Genomic DNA, 23,054 nt, shown 5'->3' with positions numbered 1-23,054 from the left:
AAGAGCTTCTTTCCGGCCTTTTCTATTGTTATTGCGAAAGAGCGAGATAGCTGAAGTTTAATTCCGCCCGATTAAAAGCACTTTTCACGGTATTGGCCAGTAATGTACAGGTTGTCAGTGGACCAACACCATCTGGAACCGCAGTAACCGCATATGCGATGTCTTCGACAGATTTGAGATCAACATCTCCAACGACACGGCCCTCATCCGGGCAATAGCTGATCCCGATATCGATGAGACAACTCCCTGGTTTGATCCAGTCCGCAGTCACTAATCTGGCTTTTCCTACCGCTGAAAAGAGAACATCCGCTTTCCTGCAATGCGACTTGATGTCCTGAGTATCGATATGAACAACGGAAACCGTTGCGCCGCGATCTAGAAGCAGCATGGTCAAAGGGCGCCCGACAACCGGCGAACTGCCAATGATGACACAGTCTTTTCCGCGCAGATCTCCGACGAGATGTTCTGTCGCCATCAAGGCACCTGTTGCCGTGCAGGGCTCGAAGTATGGAGCGCCGTTCATGATGCTTCCAAGATTGAGTGGATGGAGACAGTCCACATCTTTCTCCGGGGGAAGGGCGTCTATGATGGCTTGGCGGGAAATTTCTTCCGGGAGTGGGAAGAGAATCAGAATTCCATCGATCTGCTTGTTAGCACCAAGTTCTCGGACCGTTTGGCAAAAATTTCTTTCATTTTGTCCCGCAATGTCAACAACTTGTAAGTTAATGCCGGCTTGTTCCGCCAGTCCGCTAATGCGACGCAGATAGGCTGATGGCCCCGCGTCAGAAGAGCCGGTGACGACAGCGAGAGTGGGCGTACGGTCCAGAATTTTCTGCTGTGAGCGGATCTGTGCTTTGAGTCTGGCCAAATAGCTTTGGGCAAGCTCAGAAGTATGCAGGATGATTGTCATTTGTGGGTCTCACAGGGCGCTGACAAGATAAGTTGCGCATCGCTGAAGGTGGGGAACCAGATCCTTCTGGATCTGTGTCATGGAGTATCGGTTGGTTGGAAAGACGATGCTGAGCGCACCAGCAATTTGGCCATTTACATTAAAGGCAGGCACCCCAAGGGCACGCAGATCGCTTTGCGGAGACACATCTCTCAAGGCGAAACCCTGAGAGTGAACGTCTTTAAGACTCTTAGCCACGCATGCCGCTTCTGCTTCAGAAAGGCCTGAGGTGGCCAGTATGGTCTGTTGTCTGGTCGCTGGTAGAAAGGCGCAAATGGCTTGGCCAGTTGCGGTCCTGGCAAGAGACATGCTGCTGCCGATAGTATGCCCTGACATTTCGGCGGATTTGTCTGCGGGATTATGGAAGACATAGATTGCTTCGCCTGCGTCCAGCAGAGCGAGAGAAATGGATTCTCCGATAACAATGGATTCAGCTCGAAGAACCGGCCCGACAAGATGACCGATGGAGCGGCTTTGTAGAAAGCCAAGCCCCAGTTTCAAGGCGCGTGCTGTAAGCCTGTAGCGCTGATCGATACTCCGGACATATCCGAGAACTTCCAACGTTCTGACAAGTCGCCTCGTGGCGGCCCTCGTGTGCCCTACCAGACGCGCAATGTCTGCGACAGTCATGTCTGTTTGGCCATTTTCAAAAGCACGTAGGACTTCGAGGCCCTTAACAAATGTCAGGGAAATCTCGGTATCGGGGACAGGCGAGGGCTGGTCCATGGACAAATCCGTTTCTGGGCAAAAAACTCTGCATAGCCGTTACGAATATCATTGCAGGCTGAAAATGATTATGCCTAAAATAAATATAACGAACAAGTGTTCGAATAACGAACATAACTCTTCTGATAGAGCCAGAAAAACAGGGAACCCCGCGTGAAAGTCCACGTCATTTTCGCCCACCCGCTTGAAGATAGCTTCAACGCGGCACTGTTCAGGCTGGTAACGCAGACACTGGAAGCTGAAGGGCACGAAGTCGATGCTCTGGACCTGTATCGGGACAATTTCGATCCTGTTCTAAGTCCGCAGGATCGTATCGAGTATCATGATGTCAGCATTAATCAGCATCGCGTAGCGGATTATGTGAAGCGCCTGCAAAGTACGGATGTACTAATTTTGTGTCACCCTGTTTGGAATTTTGGTTGGCCCGCAATTCTTAAAGGCTATTTTGATCGCGTTTTTCTTCCGGACGTTTCCTTTAAGTTGATAGATGGAAAGCTTTCTCCTGGCTTTACAAACATCAAGAAGGTCATGACCGTCACCACTTACGGTTGCCCACGGCACCGTGCGTTTGTTCTTGGTGATCCGCCACGGAAGAATGGGACCCGTTTTCTGCGGGCCGTCATGAACCGTCGTGTCAGCGTCGATTACCTGGGGCTTTACAATATGAATAACACCACGTTGAACGCCCGTCGGACGTTTATGAAAAAAATCATTCGTCGTCTCAAAGCTATCTGAGACCGTTTCTGGCTGGGGAGTAATTGCGGTGGCTGCTCGTTTCTTTGATCTGGATGCACTGGGTCTCGCACTTCTGGAGGAGAGCAAGAGCAGGGCCGCAACGCTGAGGCAACAGGGCACCATTCCCTGCCTGGCGCTAGTGGAGGTAGGCGATGATCCACAAAGCGCTACATATGTCAGTCGTAAAATCGAGGACTGCGAAAAGGTTGGAATAGAAGTTCGAAAGATTGTTCTGTCTGAATCTATCACGCAGGCAGATCTTTTAGAGCAAATCCTAAGGCTTGATGAAGATTCAGCCATTACTGGAATTCTGGTTCAACTTCCTCTGCCGGCACATTTAGGAGAGGGGCAGGTTCTTCAGGCGATCAGCGCTGAAAAGGATGTCGATGGTCTTCATCCGGTTAACCTGTTGTCTCTGACGACATCAGATCCGTCAGTTATTCCCTGCACTGTGAGGGGCATTGATGCAGTCTTGCAGCAGGCACGCCTTGTTCTGGAAGGGGCCAATGTTGCTGTTCTGGGGCGGGGACGTCTCGTCGGCGGCCCTGCCGCGCTCTTGCTGTCTGGAAAAAGCAGAAACGCGACCGTTACGATATTGCATCGTAAAAGCCGAAACCTTAAGAATGTTCTGAAGAACTCCGACGTCATTATAGCCGCCGCCGGTTCAGCGCATCTGATAACATCGGATATGGTGCGATCAGGAGCTGTCGTCATTGATGTTGGCATGAGCTGGCCCGAGGGCTCTTTGCAAGGTGATGTCCATCCTGCAGTTGCTGATGTCGCGAGCTGGATGACGCCACCTGATCGAAGTTTTGGCGTGATGACACGAATGATGCTTCTCAAAACCGTTTTGGATCTCGCGGAAAAAAGGATTGCTGCATGACTATATCGGTCGGCCAGGTGCGTGCAGATCTGATGACGGAAAGCTCCATCGAGCTTTTGCCATCCCGTATTCTGGAGCTCTCGGGTGTTCTGCCTGATCTTGCCTGCGGATCAAGGGTCTTCGTGACCTGGCTTCCGGGCGTGCCATTTGCAGACGTTCTAGCGGCCTGTGACCTGCTGAAGTTGTGCGGCTACCTGCCGGTTCCTCACGTTGCAGCTCGATCTATCCGTGATGAAGGTCACCTGCAGGAAATCTGCTCTGCATTGACCGAGCGGGATATTCCGCGAATGCTCCTGATCGCGGGTGGAGCGGATAAGCCTGCGGGTATCTTTGCAGATACGGTGCAAATTCTGGAAACAGAGATCCCGGTTCGCACGGGCATTCGCACTGTCTACGTTGCTGGGCATCCTGAAGGGCACCCACAGGCCTCCGAAGCAACATTGCTGGAATATATGCGTCGCAAACAGGAACTTGCACGGACGCAGGGTTTGAATATGCAGATCGTAACGCAGTTCTGCTTTGATGCGGCTCCAGTTCTTGCCTGGGAGAAAAGGCTCAGGGAAGAGGGCATTACACTGCCAATCAACCTGGGAATTTACGGGCTAACGACGCCAAAAACGCTGGTGCGGTATGGTCTGGCCTGTGGTGTTGGGCAGTCTTTGCGTTTCATGCAGCGTCAACGCTGGAAACTTCATCGCTGGTTTATGCCCTGCAATCCGCAACATCTTGTTGATGCTGTTGCCCAAGAAATCGCTCAAACATCCGACACGAATTTTCGTGGACTACACTTTTATCCGTTTGGAGCAATTGCACGCACGCTGGAATGGCGCCGTGTACTCTCCCTCAGTACCGGAGACCACTCATGATGCCAAAACTGACTGGCCTGACATGCGCTACAGGGACTTTCCTGCTGGCACTGGGTGGATGCACAGCTTCACCTGAATCACCGTCAACCACCGCGGGTGGTGACGACCGATATGGCGACGGTGGCGTAAGCGCTTTTTACACGGCTAATACGGCTATCTCCTCAATACCCGGAACGCTGATCCAGCACGAAGACATGGATCTGACCAAACTTCCTCAAGGAGCCAGTCGCGGCGTTAGGGTCCTGTATTCTTCCCAGAACGGCGTGAACAAAAGCGGTCCGGTTGCAGTTTCAGGGCAGGTTCTGTTTCCGAAGGGCAAGGCTCCTGTCGGTGGATGGCCTGTTGTGGCCTGGGAGCACGGAACGACAGGCGTTGCGGATGTCTGTGCTCCATCCTGGCGCGGGTATTCCAGTCGGGATAAAGCCTATCTGTCGCGGTGGTTGTCTGAAGGGTTTGTCGTTGTCGCGACGGATTATCAGGGTCTGGGAACGCCAGGACCGCACCCCTATCTGTTTTATCGACCGGAGGGTTATAGCGTTCTAAACGGATTGAGAGCGTCTTTGAGCGCTTTCCCAAAAGAGATCAAAAACTGGATCGTTCTGGTCGGGCAATCGCAGGGATCTGGGGCAGCGCTTGGAGCCGCTTGGTTAGCGCCCTCATACGCTGCTGAGTTAAACATTCGGGGAGTCGTTGCTACAGGCCTTGTAACAGGTTTTGCAGCCCCACCAGGCGCGAGACATGTGCCTATTCCTGAAGTTTATACGGACGCCAGCAAAATGGATTCCGCCTTTGCCATGTTGCGGGTTGAAGGATCTGACCAGTCTTTGCAGCCTGAGACAGACAGTCGAACAGTTCTGACGAGTGCGGGGCGCCAGATGTCCCAGATTGCTCGCCACGCCTGCCTGCACAATCTTTTCGACAAAGCTGACCAGCTCAAAGTGCAAAGTAACGCACTTTTCAACGAGAAGCTTCCTGCTTTCGAGGCTGGACACGATGCAGCCTTCACGATCCCGAATGCCAAAATCAGCTTTCCTGTGTTCGCCGGGACAGGTCTGGCGGATGGTGAGGCTGGAGTGAATGGGCAGTATAATGCCGTTGCAGCCATGTGTGATGCGGGGACTCACGTACTGTGGAAGCGATATCCGGGTATGACCCATAATGGCGCAGTCAACGTGTCTTTGAAGGATTCCATTCCTTTCGTGAAAACGCTTCTGGCTGGTCATATGCCTCCGCAAAACTGCGCTTCGATCAAGCCGCCAGGCCCGGTAGAGGAAGCTTTGCCGAATGTTCCATGGAATAACTAAGCCGACTGAATAGCCCTTAGCCGGACCCGTGGCCGGCCTTTTCAAGGATACAAGACCATGCAGACCACGAGCGACAGATCAGGCTATCATCTCTTTCTTGTTCTGGTAATTTACGTTTATTCGGCAGTATCCATGGCCGTTGTCGGACTGGTGGTTCCGTTTATCAGTGCGATCGCGGAAGCCCGACATGTTTCTCCGGGCCCTGTGGGCACCAGTTTGTCTTTCTTTTCGGTGCCCGCGGCCTTCACATCCTTCCTGTTTGGCATGGTGGTCGACCGTATTGGCGTAAAGCGCGCTTTTCCAATTTCAGTTGTCCTTACGTTGATTGGCGACAGTCTCCTCCTGTCAACATCCACGTTATGGAGCCTGCGGATCGGGCTTATGCTGTGTGGGTGCGGGTTTGCGTTCGCAACAGCAGGTTCGCCGGTGTTGTTTATGCGCTATCTGCCAGAAAAAAGTCGCTCCAAAGCTTTGGCATTCTGGTCCACTTTTGCTCCGGCCGGATATTCAGCCGGTCTTCTGCTCGCCATTCCTTTTTTGAATGGGGGACGCTGGCAGGCAGCCTGCACGGCCCATATGGCGCTGATGGTTGCTATTCTTGCTGTTGGCGTTCTGACACTCGCTGGCTTGAAAGAGCCGCCAGCTGTCTTGACTGAAAGCGGTCCGGCCAAGCGACTGTCACCTTGGCTGGTCACGGCTCTCGGGCTGTCAGTAACGCTCCCGAATGGGATTGCTTATGGAACCAGTTTGATCGCGCCGTCTTACCTTGCGCGCGTTCACCATGTGAGTTTGGCTGCGTCTGCCGCAGAAGTCGCGATTATCAAAATTGTCGTAATGCTGGCTGGTGGGTTGATTGTCAGTCTGTGTGTCGGAACGGAGCGTCGTTCCCGGGTGATGTTCTGCATCATGGCGGCTATTGGCATGCTGGCTCAATGGTTGCTGCTTTTCCCGGGAAGCACGATGCTGGTCGCGTCTGCCGGGCTATTTCTTTGGACATTCGCCTATAGCGGCCTGAGTGGTGCAGGGATGTCTTTGCTGCCGGTGGTTGCGACAGATAGGAAGACCCGTGGCGTTGTCGCAGGCACGGTCGGCCAGTTTATTTCGGTCTCGGCAGTTCTAATGCCTTACCTGTACTTCTCGACAACGCTCTGGACCAGTTATGCCCTGTTTGCGTTCTGCGCTCTGGGAGTGGGTTGCCTGACAATTTTTCAAGTCAGGCAACGTAAGGCGCTAGCTTGATTTTTACGGGGCAGCATCAGTTTCCGGGGTGCTGCCTTTCGATTCAGTCGCCGCAAAATTAGCCTTCAGGCGCTCCAGAAGGTAGTTCTGCGCAGATATCGGAGCATATTTCTTCTCTGGCCCCTGAATGATTGCATCGCGGTTGGCCTGGCAGAAAAAGGGAATGGAGAGGCGCTCACCAAGATATTCGCCCGGTTGTGGCATGCGAACACGATGAAGCGTAGATAGCAGCTTGTCGTCGCTCCACCGCATCAGCATGTCGCCAATATTGCAGGTCACATATCCTGAGACGGGTTCAACGTCGGTCCATGCCCCGCTCTTTGCATCCTTCCCAGGGCAAACCTGAAGACCGCCTTCGCCTGTTCGCTGATGAAGAAGTGTCAGGCAATCAAAATCCGAATGGGCGCCTGCACGCCAGCGTTTGAAGTCCTCCGGCAGAGCATTCTCCATGCTCATATAGTGAATGAGACGAAGAGTGCACTGGTAGTCAGGGGAGGACGGGTCGTGCAGTTCGGTGAAGAACTTTTCGTCAAATCCGAGTTTGATGGCAAAGCAGGATAGGATCTTCATACCCAGAAGCCAGTTCTGGTGCTCGAAGTGAGATAGAAATTCCTTGAAGTCCGGCGCGTCTTGCTCTGTTGGCCACAGAGCCGTCATTCTGGGAAGAGTGATCTGAAATGATTCTTTATGGTCAGGTGTACCTGTTGAGGGCCGCACCTGTTCCTGAAATTCCCATCCGGCGTTTGTACCAGGTTTGAGGGGAAGGCGGGCCTTTGCATCTTTAGGGAGGGCAAAGAAGGCTGTTGCCAGTGAAAACGCTCGATCTATGTCGTTCTGCGGAATGCCGTGATTATAAACCTGAAAAAAACCGATTTCCGTAGCCGCAGACCAAAGTTCGTCGGCAATCTGGTATTTCCGCTCTTCAAAAGAGGAGAGATCGATCCTGGGAATTTGACGGGCGATATTCGTCCCCATTCCGCCAATATGGCGTTCGGTTTCAAGTTCGCTCAGACCTGTCGGGACCATACTCGTTTTCTCCATAAACGTATTGAAGACAACAGAGACGGAACTACGGCAGGGTGAGGGGTTGTGGCGATCAATAATGGCATATGCCCCCAACCAGAGCCGTAGTCCGGATCTGTTGGAGCAATGCCCAAAGCCTGTAACAGGGCTTCGACCGCTTCTACTCGTTTCCAACACAAAACATGGAGGGCATTTGCCTGTCAATTATAAAAGCCGTTCTCATAAAAGCATTTCAATATTCTCAAATAGGCACTTTCATGAAAACCGTTTCGATTCATAAACTATGATTGAATGAAGAATGGAGAACGCTCCGTATGTCCAGGATGTCTCTCAGTCGCAGGCAAACCCTTTTGGGGTTGGCTGGAAGTCTCGGCGGATTATCTATGCCGCTCATCAGTAGGGCGCAAAATGCGGGGACGCCCGTCAAGCTTATAACATCCTGGTATGCACAAGCTGAGTTTGGTGGGTTTTATCAAGCGCTTGCCAAGGGATATTACGCACAGGAGGGGCTGGACGTCACGATAGAGGCGGCCAGCCCGCAAATGAATGTCCCTCAGCTTCTGGCTGCCGGCCGTGCAGATTTCATTACTGGCTACGACTTCCAGCTTCTTTCCGCCGTCGCCTCTGGAATTCCTCTTGTTGCAGTAGCCAGTACATTTCAGCACGATCAGCAGGGTCTGATGACGCATGCTGGCGTCACGGATCTCGCCCAGCTCCGTGACCATCCAATTCTGATAGCAGCATCTTCCCATGCGACGTTCTGGCCATGGCTCAAAAATCGCTTTGGTTACAGGGAAGAGCAGGCGAGGCCTTATTCTTTCAATCTCCAGCCATTTTTTCTAGATCAAGAAATGGCCGTTCAGGCTTATGCATCCTCCGAACTGTGGGATGCCCGGCAGAAAGGAATGCCGGTCGAGTTTTTCCTCTTCAAGGATCTGGGTTATCCGCCCTATGGCGCTCCTATGGTCACAACTCAGCAGATGGTTGCGACCAATAAGAAAAAGGTAAGCAGCTTTGTGAAAGCGTCTTTGATGGGATGGCGGGATTATTTTCAAAATCCCGATTCGGGGAATGCTCTGATCCTTAAAGCTAACCCTAACATGACGCTGGAGCATCTGGCTTTCGGCTACGCAGGACTGAAAAAAGCAGATGCTCTGTCATCCCCAGATGTCAAAGAGCGAGGTCTTGGCGCGATGACGCTTGCCCGGTGGCAGGCCACACGAGACTTTATGGTCAGCCAAAACCTCTTGCCGTCCGATGCTGACTGGAAAAGTGCCTTCACCACAGAATTTGTGGATACTCTCCGGGTGATGCCAGCATGAGCTTACTGATACAGAATATCGGTGGAATTTTAACTGGACTACGCGGCGATGCCGCTCGACGTACCGGTGACATTCGCATTCGCGACGGCAAGATCACGGAAATCGGTCATTTAGTACCTGCCTCTGGGGAGAAGGTTCTGAATGCCAAGGGAGGAATTGCAACTCCCGGGCTTATCAGCACGCATCATCACCTCTTTCAAAGTGTGCTCAAAGCGGTTCCAACGGCCATCAATAAGCCATTGGAGCCATGGCTTCGCCTTGTGCCCAACACCTACTGGAACCGCATAGATGAGCGGGCGCTGAATGTGGCGGCCCGGGTTGGAATGGTGGAACTGCTCTTGTCGGGCTGCACGACGGTCGCTGATCATCATTACCTGTTTGCAGATATGTATGCATATGACCCGGCTGCCGTACTGTTTGAAGCCGCTGAAGATCTGGGTCTGCGCTATGTTCTCGCGCGTGGAGGCACCACGCGAGCCAGAAAATTCGATACGGACGACATTATTCCAGCCCCGACGGAGACGCTGGATGTGATGATGAAACGTGTCGAAGGGCTTGTCGGCCGGTATCATCAATCTGGCCCGAATGCGAAACGCCGAATTGCTTTGGCCCCTAACACGCCAACCTGGGGCGTCACGCCGGATGAGCTTCGGGAAATGGCTATTGCCGCCCGAAGCATGGGTATTTCGCTCCACTCGCATCTGTCTGAAACGGAGAACTATGTTCGGTTCTGTCTGGAAACTTACGGAATGCGGCCCCTTCAGTTTGTTGCCGAGCATGGCTGGGTTGGAGAAGACGTCTGGTTTGCGCATCTGGTTCATCTTGATGAGAGCGAACTGGCGCTTATGGCCCAAACCGGGACCGGTATGGCGCATTGCCCTCAGAGTAACTGCCGCCTTGGTTCAGGTATCGCGCCTGCACCGGCCTTGGACGCTCTGGGCGGCCGCGTATCGCTGGCAGTTGATGGGGCAGCATCCAATGAAGCCTGTGACATGGGGGCAGAGATGCATTGTGCGTGGATGATTCATCGCGCAGTTCACGGTGCTGACGCTGTTACGGCTGAGGACGTCATGCGCTGGTCAACATCCGCGGGAGCGCAAATCCTGGGGCTTACCGATGTCGGCCGGGTTGAGGTCGGCGCAGCGGCGGATCTGGTTATTCATGGTCTAGACGCACCCAGATATGCTGGATTGCATGATCCACTGATCGCTCCGGTCGTGTCAGGCGCCACAACTGTATGTCATGTCCTTATGGATGGTGTGCCTGTGGTAGTGGATGGCGCTATTCCCGGACTGGATCTTGAGGCTTTACTGGCAGAGGCTCGTGACGTTGTGGGTTGTCTTACGCGTGCCTGAAGAAACCTGTGCCAACTCAGCATGGGTACAGTTCAGTGGGACTTCCTGTTAGGGTAGGCCAATCGTTTTGACGCTTTGATTCTTCTGTCTCAACAAGGACCTGCAATGCTTACCTGTGTTGGTTACGCGGCCTCCAGCCCGACATCTCCCTTGGCTCCCTTCGCTTTTGAGCGCCGTGACTGCGGTCCTTTGGACGTTCAGATTGACATTACCCACTGCGGTGTCTGTCACTCTGACATCCATACCGCACGGAGCGAATGGGGGCCTGCTTCTTATCCATGCGTGCCGGGGCATGAGATTATCGGCCATGTCAAAGCGGTTGGGCCTGACGTAACACGCTTTAAAGTCGGTGACCGGGTGGGCGTGGGCTGCATGGTGAATTCATGCCGAACCTGCGCGTCCTGCGAGGCTGGTCTGGAGCAGTATTGTGATGCCAGCCCAACATGGACATACAACAGTCCCGATCCTGCATTCCCGGCAGACGGTGCCTACACGTTCGGCGGATATTCGCGCGCCATCGTTGTCGATGAAGGTTTCGTCCTGCGTATTCCCGAAAATCTTGATCCTGCCGCAGCGGCACCATTGCTTTGCGCCGGGATCACGACATGGTCTCCGTTGTCTCACTGGAAAATTGGGGCAGGGCATCGTGTTGGTGTTGTCGGGCTCGGTGGACTTGGCCATATGGGGGTCAAATTTGCCGTTGCGCTGGGAGCCGAAGTGACGCTGTTCACAACGTCTCCAAGTAAAGTCGAAGATGGGAAGCGACTTGGTGCACACCGGGTTGTCATTTCCCGCGATGAACAAGCGATGGCTGCCGAGGCGAACCGCTTTGATTTTATTCTTGATGCTGTGTCGGCAGATCATGACATCAATGCCTACCTGTCCCTGCTGAAGCAGGATGGGCATATGGTGCTTGTAGGACTACCGGAAAAGCCGATGTCTGTTGGGGCGTTCAGCCTTGTTGCCAAGCGCCGTAGTCTCGCTGGCTCTGCTATCGGCGGCATTCAGGAAACGCAGGAAATGCTAGATTTCTGCGGTCAGCATAACATCGTCAGTGACGTGGAAATCATTCGGATGGATGAGATCAATCAGGCGTATGAGCGCGTCCTGCGTTCAGACGTCAAATATCGCTTCGTGATCGATATGGCGTCCATGCCAGACAGCATCGCAGGCTGAAACCTTAGGGAGGGGAGGTGGTAGCAAGAAACTCCAAGCCTCCTTTCTGAAAAAAGCGTTACTTCTGGAGTTTCTACCCAACGGGAAGACATGATTTTAGAATGAATCATCACGTTGCGACGTGTCGGGCGGAACTGGTTGCCGTCCTGACCACACTTCAGAGCGGAACACCAGAAGTTCTGACCGTTCAGAATGGGGCCTGCTTACCTGCAGGCGCCCTGGAAACGGAACACTCGTCATTGCAGCGTGGTGTGCGCCATTGGGTAGAGGAACTCACGGGGTTCCGCCTCGGCCATGTTGAGCAACTCTATACGTTCGGGGACTCTGTTCCTGCTGAAACTGAACGGCTTGTGCGTATTTCCTATATGGCTCTGACGCGCGACAGTGGCGATCAGGCAGGATGGAGGGGATGGTATCAGTACTTTCCCTGGGAAGACCGCCGAACTGAAGGAAGCGTTGCCCTTCTCAGGACCATTGAGCGCTCACTTCTCAAGTGGGCTGCCCATGAGGAAGAAAAGCTCGACCGCTGTAAGGCCACGTTTGGCCTGAGCGGGGAAAGCTGGAACGACGAAGCCGTGCTGGAGCGTTATGAACTGCTGTGGGAGGCTGGGCTGGTTCAGGAGTCACCCCATTGTAGCGCCGGACTGGGAGAGAGTCCGATGCTCTGGGATCATCGGCGTATTCTCGCAACGGCGATGTCTCGTTTAAGAGCGAAAATCCGTTACACGCCTGTCGTATTCGAGCTCGTGCCCGAAGAATTTACGCTTCTTCAACTCCAGCAAGCGATGGAAGCTCTTTCCGGGCGTTTGATGCACAAGCAGAATTTTCGTCGGTTGGTACAAAATCAGGATCTGGTCAGTGAAACCGATCGCTACGAGAGCGGCGTTCAGGGAAGACCTGCGCGGCTTTACAAGTTCCGGAAGGACAATTCTGAAAATTGCTATCTGACAGGGGCCAAGCTTCCACTGGGAACGTTCTCCTGAAAACGTGTTGACCGACAGGCTTGTGAATACGGTAAGATGCATTATGCTCAATAGGAGCATAATGTTATTACGGAGTCCGTCATGGGCCGTCAGCATGTCTTGGAAAGCCGTGACAGGCTTTACGAACCTGTCTCCCGCCTGATGGCGCGGGAGGATTGGGAACGTTTATACGCGGATGACATCGAGGCTATTCTTCGCCTGAAACGCGAACGAAATGCCGTTATCCTGGCTCATAACTATCAAACGCCGGAAATTTTCCACTGTGTCGCGGACATCCGTGGAGACAGTCTGGCTCTGGCTCGTGATGCCCAGAACCTCGACGCAGACATCATTGTCATGGCTGGCGTACATTTCATGGCGGAAACCGCCAAGCTGATGAATCCCGACAAGACGGTTCTAATTCCGGACGATCGGGCTGGCTGTTCTTTGGCAGAGAGCATAACGGCGGAAAACGTCCGGGAGATGAAGCGGCGCTATCCGGGGGTTCCGGTTGTCACGTACGTTAACAGTACAGCGGAAGTGAAGGCGGAAACAGACGTCTGCTGCACGTCGGGTAATGCCAGACGGGTCGTGGAAAGCCTGGGTGTTCCTCGTGTTATCATGATTCCAGACGAGTTTCTGGCTCAAAATATCGAGAACGAAACAGGCATCGAAATGCTGACCTGGGCGGGTCATTGTGAAGTGCATGAACGCTTTACACCGCAGGAAATTCGGCAGTATCGGCGAATTCATCCAGGTGTGACGGTCATAGCGCATCCTGAATGCCCGCCAGACGTGGTTGCCGAGGCAGACTATTCCGGTTCCACCGCCAATATGATTGACTACGTCGCGACCCACCGCCCGGAAAAAGTGTTGCTGGTGACAGAATGCTCGATGAGCGACAATCTGGCCGCGCTGAATCCGGAAACCGAGTTTGTTCGCCCGTGTAATCTTTGCCCACACATGAAGCGCATTACGTTGGCAGGAATCCGCAGAGCTCTCGAAAACCTCGAAACTCCGGTAACCATCCCGTCCGAGCTTGAAGGGCGAGCCCGCATGGCGGTCGAGAGAATGCTGGCAATCTAATTGTGAAGGACATTCTTTTAAGTCACCTCGCTGGGCAACCCGTTATCGTAGGGGCAGGACTGGCAGGTCTTTCCGCTGCCCTGCACCTTCGACAGCCCTGTGTTGTTCTCAGCCCGGCTCCGTTAGGGCACGAGGCGGCGAGTTCTTTGGCTCAGGGGGGAATTGCAGCCGCAGTTGGAGCAGAAGATTCACCGGATCTGCACGCTCAGGACACGTTAGCTGCAGGTGCCGGCCTCAGTGTTCCCCACATAGTGAAACTGATTACGAACTCGGCACCTGACGCCATCAGGACCTTGCTCGAGTGGGGCGTCCCTTTTGCAAAAAAGGGCGAAGCGCTGGACCTGCATCTAGAAGCTGCGCATTCCAGACACCGTATTCTCCATGTCGGCGGAGATGGAAGCGGTGCTGCGATCATGCAGACGTTGATAAAGCGTGTTCGAAGTCTCGATACCGTCACTGTTCTGGAAGGAACGCGACTAGAGGGCTTGGTTACGGAAGGAGGGCGCCTTATCGGCGTTAGGGCCTCACAAGGTTTTCTGCCCACTTCATACTGCGTCATAGCATCCGGTGGTATTGGTGCTCTTTATGACTGTACCACCAGCCCTGGAACATTGACCGGGAATGGTCTGGCTCATGCTGCACGTGCCGGCGCCAGACTGATTGATATGGAATTCACCCAGTTTCATCCAACAGCTCTCAAAGGTGTTGGCCAGACTGGCCGCAGACCTCTGGTGAGCGAAGCGGTACGCGGGGCGGGTGCTCTTCTGGTCGATGAAACTGGAAACAGATTTACGGAAGAACTCCAGCCACGCGATATCGTCGCGCGAGCGATTTCGGCTCATATTCAAAGCGGACACGACGTTTTTCTGAATACGCGGGCAATAGGAAAAACGCCCTTTAGTCTGAGGTTTCCGGGCATAACAGCGTCATGCATGGCCATGGGGATTGATCCGGACGCACAGCTCATCCCAGTCAGTCCAGCAATGCACTATCACATGGGTGGTCTGGATGTTGATGAGCAGGGGCGTACCTCTGTGCCGGGTCTGTGGGCCTGCGGAGAAGCGGCCTGTACCGGCCTTCATGGCGCTAATCGCTTGGCGAGTAATTCATTGCTCGAAGCCTTCGTAATCGGGAAATGGGTCGCAGAAAGCGTCGATAACAGCATGCTTCCAAAGGTGCTGTTCGGGACGATTGCGCCGCGCGAAGTCAGCAATCCTCCTTCTGTGCATGATTTGGCCTCACTCATGAGCCAGTATGCCGGACTGCTCAGAGACGAGCGTGGATTGCAGGCCCTTTTTGAAACAATTCTTCCTGATATCCACGTTAATAATGAAGCGCTCATTGCCGCGTTCATTGCATCGTCTGCCCTGAAACGTAGGGAGAGCCGTGGAAGCCACTGGCGCACGGACTTTCCAAATCAAACGATGCCTAACCGAACTGTGCTGACCATAACTGATCTTCCTTCGCCATAAGGACACATTGCATGACCTTTCAGACCTTTCTGCCTGATCTTCTCTGGGAACCTGTAGTTCGTGCCGCGCTTGTTGAAGACCTAGGAACGGGCGGAGATGTGACGACACAGGCTCTTCTTGATCCTGAACAGCCCCTTCAGGCAGTTTTTCGTGCAAGACAAAATGGCGTTCTGGCTGGGTTACAGGGGGCCCAGCTTGCATTCAGTCTTCTTGACCGCAAGGCTGAGTTTATTTCTCACAGGCAGGATGGAGACAGGATTGGGGCCGGGGATGTTTTGGCCGTCATTGACGGGTCTGCGAGTACGGTTCTGGCAGGCGAACGCACGGCGTTAAATCTGCTCTCGCACCTGAGCGGCATCGCTACAGCGACGCGGGCGATCGTGGATGCTGTTCATGGCACGAAGGCTCGGATCTGTTGCACGCGCAAAACTCTTCCTGGCCTTAAAGCGGTTCAGAAATATGCGGTACGTGCAGGAGGTGGTGCCAGTCATAGATATCGGCTTGATGACGCTATCCTGATTAAGGACAATCATCTGGCTTTATGCGGAGGCGTCTCGGCAGCTTTGAGGGCGGCGCGTCAGCGGGCAGGGCATCTGATGAAGATTGAGCTGGAGGTCGATACGCTGGACCAGCTTGAAGAAGCCCTCGCGGCTGGCGGAGCAGATGCTTACCTTCTCGATAATATGGGTGTGGAAACGCTTCGTAGAGCTGTCAAACTTATCGATGGCCGCGCTATTGCAGAGGCATCCGGTGGAATTACACCGCAGACGGCGCGCCCGATTGCAGAGTCCGGAGTGGACGTTTTGTCTTTGGGCTGGCTTACACATACGGTCAAAGCGCTGGACATCGGCCTTGATATAAGCGGCTAAGCTGGTTTTTCCGGCAAGAGCATTCCAGAGTATGCTCTTGCCGAGAGTATGACTGTGTCCGTCAGGCCAGGACGTTGCCCATAGCAGGGTCTGTGATGCTCGTTTGTCCGGTTTCTACATGCCCGGCAAATCGAGATTGATTGCCCGGTTCATCGGAGCAGGAGAGAACAAGATCATACCAGTGATGACTGGCATCGAGCTCAACGGAGACGGATGCCGACTGATTTCCTTCAAGGGAAAGAAAACGGTCTTCCGCACCATAAGCGTTATCTTGGATCCTGACCTTCTTCTTAGTAGATGCAGTGTTCTTGAGGTTTAGGACCAGATTGCCGGTTTGAGTATCTCCCCGCGCTTGAACCTGGATATCCATAGGTTTCGCGTTTTGGAAGTAACGCGCAAACCCATTTGGCCCGAGAATGGTGAAGTCGTGTTGTCCGGCGCTCTCTATTTTCCAAACGTCAGTGATGGCTTTTCCTGGTTCCAGAGTATGGCGGCGAGGGGTTTCCTCGGTTCCATCACGGTATACGTAAAAACATGCCCCGGATGTGCCGTCATTGCGGATTTCGAAAGTCAAGCTGCTTGTACTGGTCTCCAGGAGGTCTGCAGAGAGTTTGTATGGCAGTGGCCTCGCCAAGCGTGCACCTCGTTCCTGGTCGCCGATATCGTCGAGCGTGCTCTGATGAGGAATAACGGGCGAGGGAAGCTTACAGGACGCGTCAGCAATTTTCCTGTAGGCGGCCGTGTCTGGAAGCGGCGGCTTAACCGTAGTTTTGCGCGAAAAATCGAACGCACTGGTCAAGTCGCCGCAGACTGCACGACGCCATGGCGTAATATTGGTTTCCCTGACGCCAAAACGGGCTTCGATGAAGCGTAGCACAGAGGTGTGGTCAAACACTTCGGAGCAGACAAAGCCGCCGGTGCTCCAAGGAGAGATAACGAAAGCGGGTACACGCGGCCCCAGGCCATAAGGAAGATCGTCAGCCTTGTAGCGGTCTGGCCTGAAGCTTTGGAGGTGATTGTGAATTTCGTCTCTTGTCGTCACCGTGCTCTGACCGGGGAGAACCGGTGTGGGAGGCTGTGGGGGCGGCATATGGTCGAAATACCCGTCGTTCTCATCATACATCACGAGAAAAACAGTTTTGGCCCAGACGTCCGGGTTGGCCGTCAGGGCATCGAGCGCGTGAGCAATAAAGGTTGCACCGTAGCCGGGCGTCCACCGGGGGTGTTCAGAATATGCCGCCGGAGGCAGGATCCATGACACCTGTGGCAGCCGATCCGCCAGAACGTCCTGTTTCAAGTGATCAAGGGTTCGCGCGGTCATGGCACGCTCATGCAAGGCTGATCCCGGCTTGGCGTCAGCGAAATTCTTGAAACACATCAGAACGTTTGTGCCGAAATTACCATTCTCAACATCGGCGCCAGACAGGCCCTGCTGGTAAACCTGCCATGACACACCGGCTTCTTGAAGGCGCTCAGGGTAGGTCGTCCAGGTGAAAGGTTCAGGCACCTTGGGATAAAAATCTCTGTCTACCCAATCCACATTATCGAGGATCGGGCCACCGCCTGTCGCATTGGGATCAACGGTGCCAGACATGAGGTAAAAACGGTTGGGGTGTGTCTGTGTCGGCGTGGAGCAGAAATAGTGATCGCAGACCGTGAACGCGTCAGCCAGAGCGTAATGGAAGGGAATATCTTCCCGTGTGTAATAGCCCATCGTCATATCTTTCTTGTGACGAGGCCATTGGTTGTTCCAGCCTTTGTTGATCGCTGCGTGCGTAGGAGCCCAGCTATGGTCCAGATCAATCACGCATTCTGCACTGGTAGTTTGTGTCGGGAGATGGAACGGCGTGATCCAGCCATTTTCGGCTTTCTGCCGTTGCTGCCACCAGATCGGTTCGCGGTTTGGACCACGCACGACATGCCGGTCTCCATACCCTCGAACGCCTGACAGATGACCAAGATAGTGATCGAAAGATCGGTTTTCCTGCATCAGCACAACGATATGCTGGACGTCTTCGATCGTTCCTGTGTCCCGACGGGCAGGGATGGCACGGGCACGCTGAATGGATGGAAGAAGCGCACTGAGGGAAAAACCTGCTCCCAGACCTAGCACGCCGCGACGGTTCAGTTTTGTTGCCACCGTTGATCTCTTCCATACACTCAATTGTGATAAGACGCTTATCAGTCTCGGCGGATGAAATCATCAAGGAATTTCAAGAGTTTCATGTCATTTTTATGAATGGGTATGGTGTTAAAAAGAGCGGGTTGGCCCCTGAAGGTGCATGATGAGAAACAGAGGCTCCGTTTCGTGCAGCCTATCTTTAAGATTGACTTCACCTATATGGGCTTGGATGATTTGAGCTGGTTATTTGAGTAGGACACCATGACACAGGATGATGCACCTCCTTCCTCGTCCCAACAGGGATTGGAAGAGGAAAACCACCCTCGGCGACGCGATGTGCTCGCGACAGTTACGCTGGGGATGGGCTGTGCAGGGGCCTGCGCGCTGGCATATCCGTTTCTCAACAGTTTGAATGGTACGCAGAGCAGTCGCATTGGCGAAGATGATACTGTTGAGGTTGATTTCTCGAAGCTGGCGCCGGGGCAGCAGCTTGTGGTGACGTGGCGTGGATGGCCGGTGTTCGTTCAGCGGCGTACACCAGAAATGCTGGCTTCGCTCCGTGTTCCTGAACTGGCGCATCGGCTGCGTGACCCAGATTCCAAAATGCACCAGCAACCTCAGGATGCGATCAACTGGCATCGCTCTGTTGTGCCTGAAATTGGCGTCCTGATCGGAATCTGTACGCATCTGGGGTGTGTGCCATCTTTTGACGCGCCATCGTCTGGCGATCGATCCGGGAAATATGCCTGTCCCTGCCATGGGTCACAATTCGATATCGCAGGGCGGGCATATAAGGATGCGCCCGCGCCCTATAATCTTCCTGTTCCGCCCGTGACGATACTTTCTGATCAGCACCTTCTCATTGGGAAGAGTAAAGGCGATCCAGATTTTGATATCGCGACGATCCAGCAGATCTGATTGCCCTTATGACCGATAAATCTCAAGATCTCTCCAGGTGGGTAGAGAAACGTCTCCCGATAGTTTCTTCTTTTCGGCGTGAATATGTTGACTTTGCGATGCCGAAAAACCTCAATTATCTATGGAATTTCGGTGCCTTTGCCACGGTTTCGCTCGGGATGCTTTTGCTGAGCGGGATCTTTCTTGCTCTTAATTACACTCCGACAGTGTCAGATGCGTTTTCCAGCATAGAGACCATGGATCGGCAGGTAGCATCGGGCTGGCTGGTTCGATCCATTCATATGGGCGGCGTTTCCATGCTGTTTGCCGCTCTCTACGTTCATGTCGCAAGAGGGCTCTATTACGGATCCTACAAAGCGCCTCGCGAACTGATCTGGCTCACTGGGCTCGGACTGCTTTTAATGGTCATGATAACGGCTTTTGCGGGATATATTCTCCCGTGGGGGCAGATGTCCTATTGGGGCGCTACAGTTGTCGTGAATGCGCTCAATACTGTGCCATTGATCGGCAAAGTCCTGACGTCCTGGCTAATGGGACGGGAGGGCCTTGGTAATGTTGCTTTACACAGGATTTACGTCCTTCATTTCCTGACAGCATTTTCTATTATCGGCGTCGTTGCGCTTCATACTGCAACATTGCATGTTACGGGATCAAATAACCCGACAGGAATAGATCCTGAATCTTCTGATGAAACAATCCCATTTCATCCCTATTATACGTCCAAGGATGGATTGGGGCTTTGTTTGTTTCTTATCGTCTATGCCGTAGTTGTTTTTTTCGCTCCGGATTTTCTGACTCTTGCAGAGAATTACGTACAGGCCAACCCGCTTGTGACGCCTCAGGACATTACGCCGGAATGGTATTTTGCACCGTTTTATGCGATTTTAAGGGCGGTTCCTTCCAAACTTGGAGGCCTCATCCTTGCGACAGGAAGTATAGGCGTATTATTTGCGGTTCCATGGCTGGATAAGTCCCCGGTCAGATCCGCACAGTCTCGACCTCTCCTCCGACCAGCGCTTTTAATGCTTTTCTTCTCGTTTATGGCTTTGGGTTTTGCTGGAATGCATCCACCCGCAGGAGGGTGGCTGTGGCTTAGCCGCGTTGCTGTTTTCTATTGGTATTTGTATTTTTTGATACTTTTGCCACTTCAATCGCGTGGCGAAACAGCATCTTCCTTGGGCTTCGCAAAAGAGGGTAGGGAATGAAATATCCTTTTTTAGTTTTACTCGCTCTTTTTTCTTTCAAAGCAGGCGCATCTACGCCTGAGCAGCGCGGGCTCCAGGTATTCAGGCAGGTTTGCAGTAGTTGCCATAGCTTGAACTATGTTGCTTATTCAGATCTTTCAGACCTCGGCCTGTCTGTGGTGGCCATTAAAGATTACGCTTCACAGCATCAGGTTGCCGATGGTCTTGACGATGATGGCGATCCTAAAACACGACCAGCCCACCCGTCAGATCGAATTGGATCGCCTTATCCAAGTGAAAACCTGGCAAGACTAGCCAACCACGGTGGTCTTCCTCCAGATTTTTCACGACTTGCTCTGACCCAACAAGGAGGCACGGCGCGCATTATTCAGATTTTGCGCTCCTATGCATCCGCCCCGGAAGGGACGGTGTTGCCTAAAGGCTCGTACTATAATCTTGCGATGAAGCATCGCCACATCGCGATGCCCCAGCCTCTACATGATGGTCAGGTCCAATACTCAGACGGAACGTCATCAACCATTCCCCAGATGTCGCAGGATGTAGGTGCGTTTCTGGAATGGGCGGCCCATCCACATCTTCACACCAGACATAAGGTAGGCGTTTTTACCCTGCTTTACCTTATAGCGATGAGCATGCTGGTCTTTTTTCTCAAAAAGAGAATATGGAAAAAGGTTAAGAATTAGACTGTGACATCCCATATTTTCTTTAATGGGAAGTCACAGAAAATAGCTTTGGCTCTCTAAAAATGAGTTTTTATGGGAGCGGGTGGATGGAATTGAGTGCGGCCCGTTCTGAAACGATTTCTTTCGCTTTTTTTGGAGTGCCACGGGCAGCCTTGATTTCATCTTCAGAAAAAGCCGGGGCCTTTCCAGACGTATTCAGGGACGAGACATATGTAAGAACCGCGGCAATCTGGCTGTCTGTCAGCGAATTGAAAGACGGCATAAAGCCCATATATGTCTCGTCTGAGACGTCAATCGCACCATGCAGGCCATTCAGAAGAACGTCTTTCAGATAAGCCTTTCCTTCAGGAGACGAGGCGATTTTTCCAACTCTTCCGCTGAGGGGAGGAAACTGCCCTGGCGATCCAATTCCGGCGGCCTGATGACATACGCTGCACTTGCTGCTGTAGAGAGCCTGACCATCTTCTGCGTAAGCTATCGATGTAGACCCGAACAGAAGTCCTATAACAAGAGCTGTAAGTTTGGTCATGAATGGTTCCCGACAGATCATCTGAGTGGAGCGGAGACCAACGGATGTATCAGTATCGAGGCCTCGTACCAAGCCATCGCTCCGGTTCAATTGAAAAGCGCAGTCGGATTTGTATAACGTGTGTGCAGACTGGCTACGTTATCCAGGGCTGATCATTGAGTGCTTATTGGGCATTCTTCAGATGGCAACCCCAAGTTGGCATCAGAAAGAAAATTCTGATCCGTCAGCAGCTTAAGAAACGCCATCAGTTCTATCAGCTCGTTTTGCGAAAGCAGACTGCTTTTGGGGTGTGCCAGAATAGCGTCTCTAAGAATGGGGGCAGAACCGTCATGCAAATAAGGAGCGGTTACTTCGACATTCCGAAGAGAAGGCGTCCTGATGGGTTCGGAATAAGATGTCGACAGTGCATGGAATTCCTGATCAGTGAATAGGGGGGGGGTGGTGGCATGAGCTGCACTTTCCCTTTCCAAAGAATATCTTTTTTCCGTTTGTTTGTGACCGCGTCGCCCCGGATAACCTAAGATCCCACGGTGACTTATCGGAAATTAATTCTCGCTCGAAGGCCGACACGGCCTGGGCTACGGAACGGGCATCAATCGGAATATTTTTTTCAGGAAAGGCTTTTGAAAACAGAACGCGATAGCAAGGGTTTGCGGAGAGCCGACGAGCGAGCTCGGGCATGTCTGTCATGCCCATTTCCACTGGGTGATGGCCACTTAACGGAATAAAGAACTGATCTTCCAGTGTTGTAACGTGTTGGTTGATCCAGGTGAGCGTATGAAATTGCCCGACATTCTCTAAAGGTGGAACATTCCGGATTCCGTCTTCATCTGTTACTCCCGGATGGGTCGGGTTCCCATCTGAGAAGGCATGACGCTGTTCATGACAGCTTGCACACGACATGCTTCCGTCACGAGAGAGATCTGCGTCATAGAAAAGTCTGTGCCCCAGTTCAATTTTCGCAGCGATTGGGGAAATATTCGCGGCTATCGCAGGAAATGCTGCTCCAGTCGTAAGAAAGCCCAGAAACAGCATTATGTGATAGCGCATCACGGCAAGGCAGACACCATGACGGGCATATCTTGCAGACCGCTGCCCGCAAGTTGAAGCGTGTATTGCCCAGCCGGCAACTGAAAATCTACCATTTTGCGGATACCCGAACAGTCGGGACCATGTTGATGATGCGTCGAAACGGCTGGTGTCCCCTGTCCAAGAACGTCAATCCACGTTTTGTTTGGCAGCATGATGCGATAAGCTCCCGATTTGGGAGCTTCGAAAGCAATCATCCCTCCATAACTCACACTTCCGCCTGGTTCAGCGGGCCTCTGCAGGAAGTGAATGTCGGGAGTGTGTGCCAGATGAACGGCAGACGCATGATTGAGCGTTAGGTGACTTGCAGAAAGACCAGCCTTGTCTGTGGCTGCGGTCAAAGGAGTGGGGTTGCTCCAGCCCTCATACCCCGCAGGTAAAGAGGTCGTTCCAGGCGCACAAGATGCAGGTTCGGCCAACGCTGTACCGGCGCTACAAAGCAGGGCTAGGGAGAAGACACCGAGCAGGATACGCTTCATGGTCATAGTTTCCAGCAGACGCTTTAAGATGCGCCTATTGAAGCACCAGAATATGGAAATTT

Annotated in this window: 22 protein-coding genes; 15 read left to right on the top strand and 7 right to left on the bottom strand. The window is 53.0% G+C overall.

What is annotated here, in order from left to right; genetic code table 11:
* Positions 1-28: 28 nt before the first annotated feature.
* Together KP707_RS09705 and KP707_RS09700 are read right to left on the bottom strand one after the other, a co-directional pair.
* Positions 29-910, bottom strand: coding sequence for a bifunctional 5,10-methylenetetrahydrofolate dehydrogenase/5,10-methenyltetrahydrofolate cyclohydrolase (locus KP707_RS09705; RefSeq protein ID WP_211503045.1), 882 nt, complete (start codon positions 908-910; stop codon positions 29-31).
* A gap of 9 nt (positions 911-919) precedes the next feature.
* Positions 920-1,675 carry an IclR family transcriptional regulator gene (locus KP707_RS09700; protein ID WP_211503046.1) on the bottom strand — a complete coding sequence of 252 codons (756 nt, stop codon included), beginning with the start codon at positions 1,673-1,675 and terminating at the stop codon, positions 920-922.
* A gap of 153 nt (positions 1,676-1,828) precedes the next feature.
* Between KP707_RS09700 and KP707_RS09695 the strand changes: the two genes are divergently transcribed.
* Genes KP707_RS09695 through KP707_RS09675 form a run of 5 tightly spaced genes read left to right on the top strand, consistent with a single transcriptional unit; the run spans position 1,829 to position 6,702 of the window.
* A complete protein-coding gene (locus KP707_RS09695) occupies positions 1,829-2,410 on the top strand; it encodes an NAD(P)H-dependent oxidoreductase (protein ID WP_064274384.1) in 582 nt (193 codons plus the stop codon).
* Positions 2,411-2,438: 28 nt separating this feature from the next.
* The gene (locus tag KP707_RS09690) at positions 2,439-3,293 is read left to right on the top strand and encodes a bifunctional 5,10-methylenetetrahydrofolate dehydrogenase/5,10-methenyltetrahydrofolate cyclohydrolase (RefSeq protein WP_211503047.1); all 855 of its coding nucleotides are present in this window, start codon (positions 2,439-2,441) and stop codon (positions 3,291-3,293) included.
* On the top strand, positions 3,290-4,159 hold the full coding sequence (locus KP707_RS09685) for a methylenetetrahydrofolate reductase (RefSeq protein ID WP_211503048.1): 870 nt from the start codon (positions 3,290-3,292) through the stop codon (positions 4,157-4,159). The genes KP707_RS09690 and KP707_RS09685 overlap by 4 nt, the downstream gene beginning before the upstream one ends.
* Complete coding sequence (locus KP707_RS09680; protein WP_249202911.1) at positions 4,156-5,463, top strand: lipase family protein; 1,308 nt, start codon at positions 4,156-4,158, stop codon at positions 5,461-5,463. The genes KP707_RS09685 and KP707_RS09680 overlap by 4 nt, the downstream gene beginning before the upstream one ends.
* A gap of 57 nt (positions 5,464-5,520) precedes the next feature.
* A complete protein-coding gene (locus KP707_RS09675; protein WP_211503049.1) occupies positions 5,521-6,702 on the top strand; it encodes an MFS transporter in 1,182 nt (393 codons plus the stop codon).
* 3 nt (positions 6,703-6,705) lie between these two features.
* Here KP707_RS09675 and KP707_RS09670 read toward each other — a convergent pair whose 3' ends face one another.
* On the bottom strand, positions 6,706-7,728 hold the full coding sequence (locus KP707_RS09670; RefSeq protein WP_373687796.1) for an isopenicillin N synthase family dioxygenase: 1,023 nt from the start codon (positions 7,726-7,728) through the stop codon (positions 6,706-6,708).
* A gap of 311 nt (positions 7,729-8,039) precedes the next feature.
* Here KP707_RS09670 and KP707_RS09665 point away from each other — a divergent pair, with 311 nt between their 5' ends.
* From KP707_RS09665 to nadC, 7 genes are all read left to right on the top strand, one after another.
* The gene (locus KP707_RS09665) at positions 8,040-9,047 is read left to right on the top strand and encodes an ABC transporter substrate-binding protein (RefSeq protein WP_211503050.1); all 1,008 of its coding nucleotides are present in this window, start codon (positions 8,040-8,042) and stop codon (positions 9,045-9,047) included.
* Positions 9,044-10,402 (top strand): amidohydrolase family protein, encoded by a 1,359-nt coding sequence (locus KP707_RS09660; RefSeq protein WP_211503051.1) that lies wholly within the window; start codon positions 9,044-9,046, stop codon positions 10,400-10,402. The genes KP707_RS09665 and KP707_RS09660 overlap by 4 nt, the downstream gene beginning before the upstream one ends.
* Before the next feature lie 105 nt (positions 10,403-10,507).
* Positions 10,508-11,578 carry an NAD(P)-dependent alcohol dehydrogenase gene (locus tag KP707_RS09655; RefSeq protein WP_086633902.1) on the top strand — a complete coding sequence of 357 codons (1,071 nt, stop codon included), beginning with the start codon at positions 10,508-10,510 and terminating at the stop codon, positions 11,576-11,578.
* Between the two features lie 101 nt (positions 11,579-11,679).
* Positions 11,680-12,561 carry an NrtR DNA-binding winged helix domain-containing protein gene (locus KP707_RS09650; protein ID WP_211503052.1) on the top strand — a complete coding sequence of 294 codons (882 nt, stop codon included), beginning with the start codon at positions 11,680-11,682 and terminating at the stop codon, positions 12,559-12,561.
* A gap of 81 nt (positions 12,562-12,642) precedes the next feature.
* Complete coding sequence (gene nadA / locus KP707_RS09645) at positions 12,643-13,626, top strand: quinolinate synthase NadA (RefSeq protein WP_211500806.1); 984 nt, start codon at positions 12,643-12,645, stop codon at positions 13,624-13,626.
* A 2-nt stretch (positions 13,627-13,628) separates the two neighbouring features.
* On the top strand, positions 13,629-15,098 hold the full coding sequence (locus KP707_RS09640; protein ID WP_211503053.1) for an L-aspartate oxidase: 1,470 nt from the start codon (positions 13,629-13,631) through the stop codon (positions 15,096-15,098).
* A gap of 11 nt (positions 15,099-15,109) precedes the next feature.
* Complete coding sequence (gene nadC, locus KP707_RS09635; protein ID WP_211503054.1) at positions 15,110-15,967, top strand: carboxylating nicotinate-nucleotide diphosphorylase; 858 nt, start codon at positions 15,110-15,112, stop codon at positions 15,965-15,967.
* 61 nt (positions 15,968-16,028) lie between these two features.
* On the opposite strand, the gene KP707_RS09630 is transcribed toward nadC, so the two are convergent.
* Positions 16,029-18,107 carry a phosphocholine-specific phospholipase C gene (locus KP707_RS09630; RefSeq protein ID WP_211503055.1) on the bottom strand — a complete coding sequence of 693 codons (2,079 nt, stop codon included), beginning with the start codon at positions 18,105-18,107 and terminating at the stop codon, positions 16,029-16,031.
* 243 nt (positions 18,108-18,350) lie between these two features.
* Between KP707_RS09630 and petA the strand changes: the two genes are divergently transcribed.
* The 3 genes from petA to KP707_RS09615 are packed head-to-tail and all read left to right on the top strand — an operon-like array spanning position 18,351 to position 20,895.
* Positions 18,351-19,007, top strand: coding sequence for a ubiquinol-cytochrome c reductase iron-sulfur subunit (gene petA / locus KP707_RS09625; protein ID WP_211503056.1), 657 nt, complete (start codon positions 18,351-18,353; stop codon positions 19,005-19,007).
* Between the two features lie 8 nt (positions 19,008-19,015).
* The gene (locus tag KP707_RS09620) at positions 19,016-20,212 is read left to right on the top strand and encodes a cytochrome b N-terminal domain-containing protein (RefSeq protein ID WP_211503057.1); all 1,197 of its coding nucleotides are present in this window, start codon (positions 19,016-19,018) and stop codon (positions 20,210-20,212) included.
* A complete protein-coding gene (locus KP707_RS09615) occupies positions 20,209-20,895 on the top strand; it encodes a cytochrome c1 (protein ID WP_211503058.1) in 687 nt (228 codons plus the stop codon). Before KP707_RS09620 ends, KP707_RS09615 begins: the two co-directional genes overlap by 4 nt.
* A gap of 70 nt (positions 20,896-20,965) precedes the next feature.
* Here the strand turns inward: KP707_RS09615 and KP707_RS09610 are convergent, their stop codons facing one another.
* The 3 genes from KP707_RS09610 to KP707_RS09600 all read right to left on the bottom strand — a co-directional run bounded on the left by KP707_RS09610 (position 20,966) and on the right by KP707_RS09600 (position 22,992).
* Positions 20,966-21,424, bottom strand: a complete 459-nt coding sequence (locus tag KP707_RS09610; protein ID WP_211503059.1) for a cytochrome c — start codon at positions 21,422-21,424, stop codon at positions 20,966-20,968.
* A 420-nt stretch (positions 21,425-21,844) separates the two neighbouring features.
* Positions 21,845-22,327 (bottom strand): cytochrome-c peroxidase, encoded by a 483-nt coding sequence (locus KP707_RS16795; RefSeq protein WP_252348864.1) that lies wholly within the window; start codon positions 22,325-22,327, stop codon positions 21,845-21,847.
* Positions 22,328-22,473: 146 nt separating this feature from the next.
* Positions 22,474-22,992, bottom strand: a complete 519-nt coding sequence (locus KP707_RS09600; protein WP_211503060.1) for a hypothetical protein — start codon at positions 22,990-22,992, stop codon at positions 22,474-22,476.
* Positions 22,993-23,054 lie beyond the last annotated feature (62 nt).

The sequence above is a fragment of the Gluconobacter sp. P5E10 genome (assembly GCF_018812145.1).
Classification (GTDB): Bacteria; Pseudomonadota; Alphaproteobacteria; order Acetobacterales; family Acetobacteraceae; genus Gluconobacter; species Gluconobacter cerinus.
Note: the sequence above shows the minus strand (reverse complement) of the source record. Positions and strands in the feature narration are given on the sequence as shown.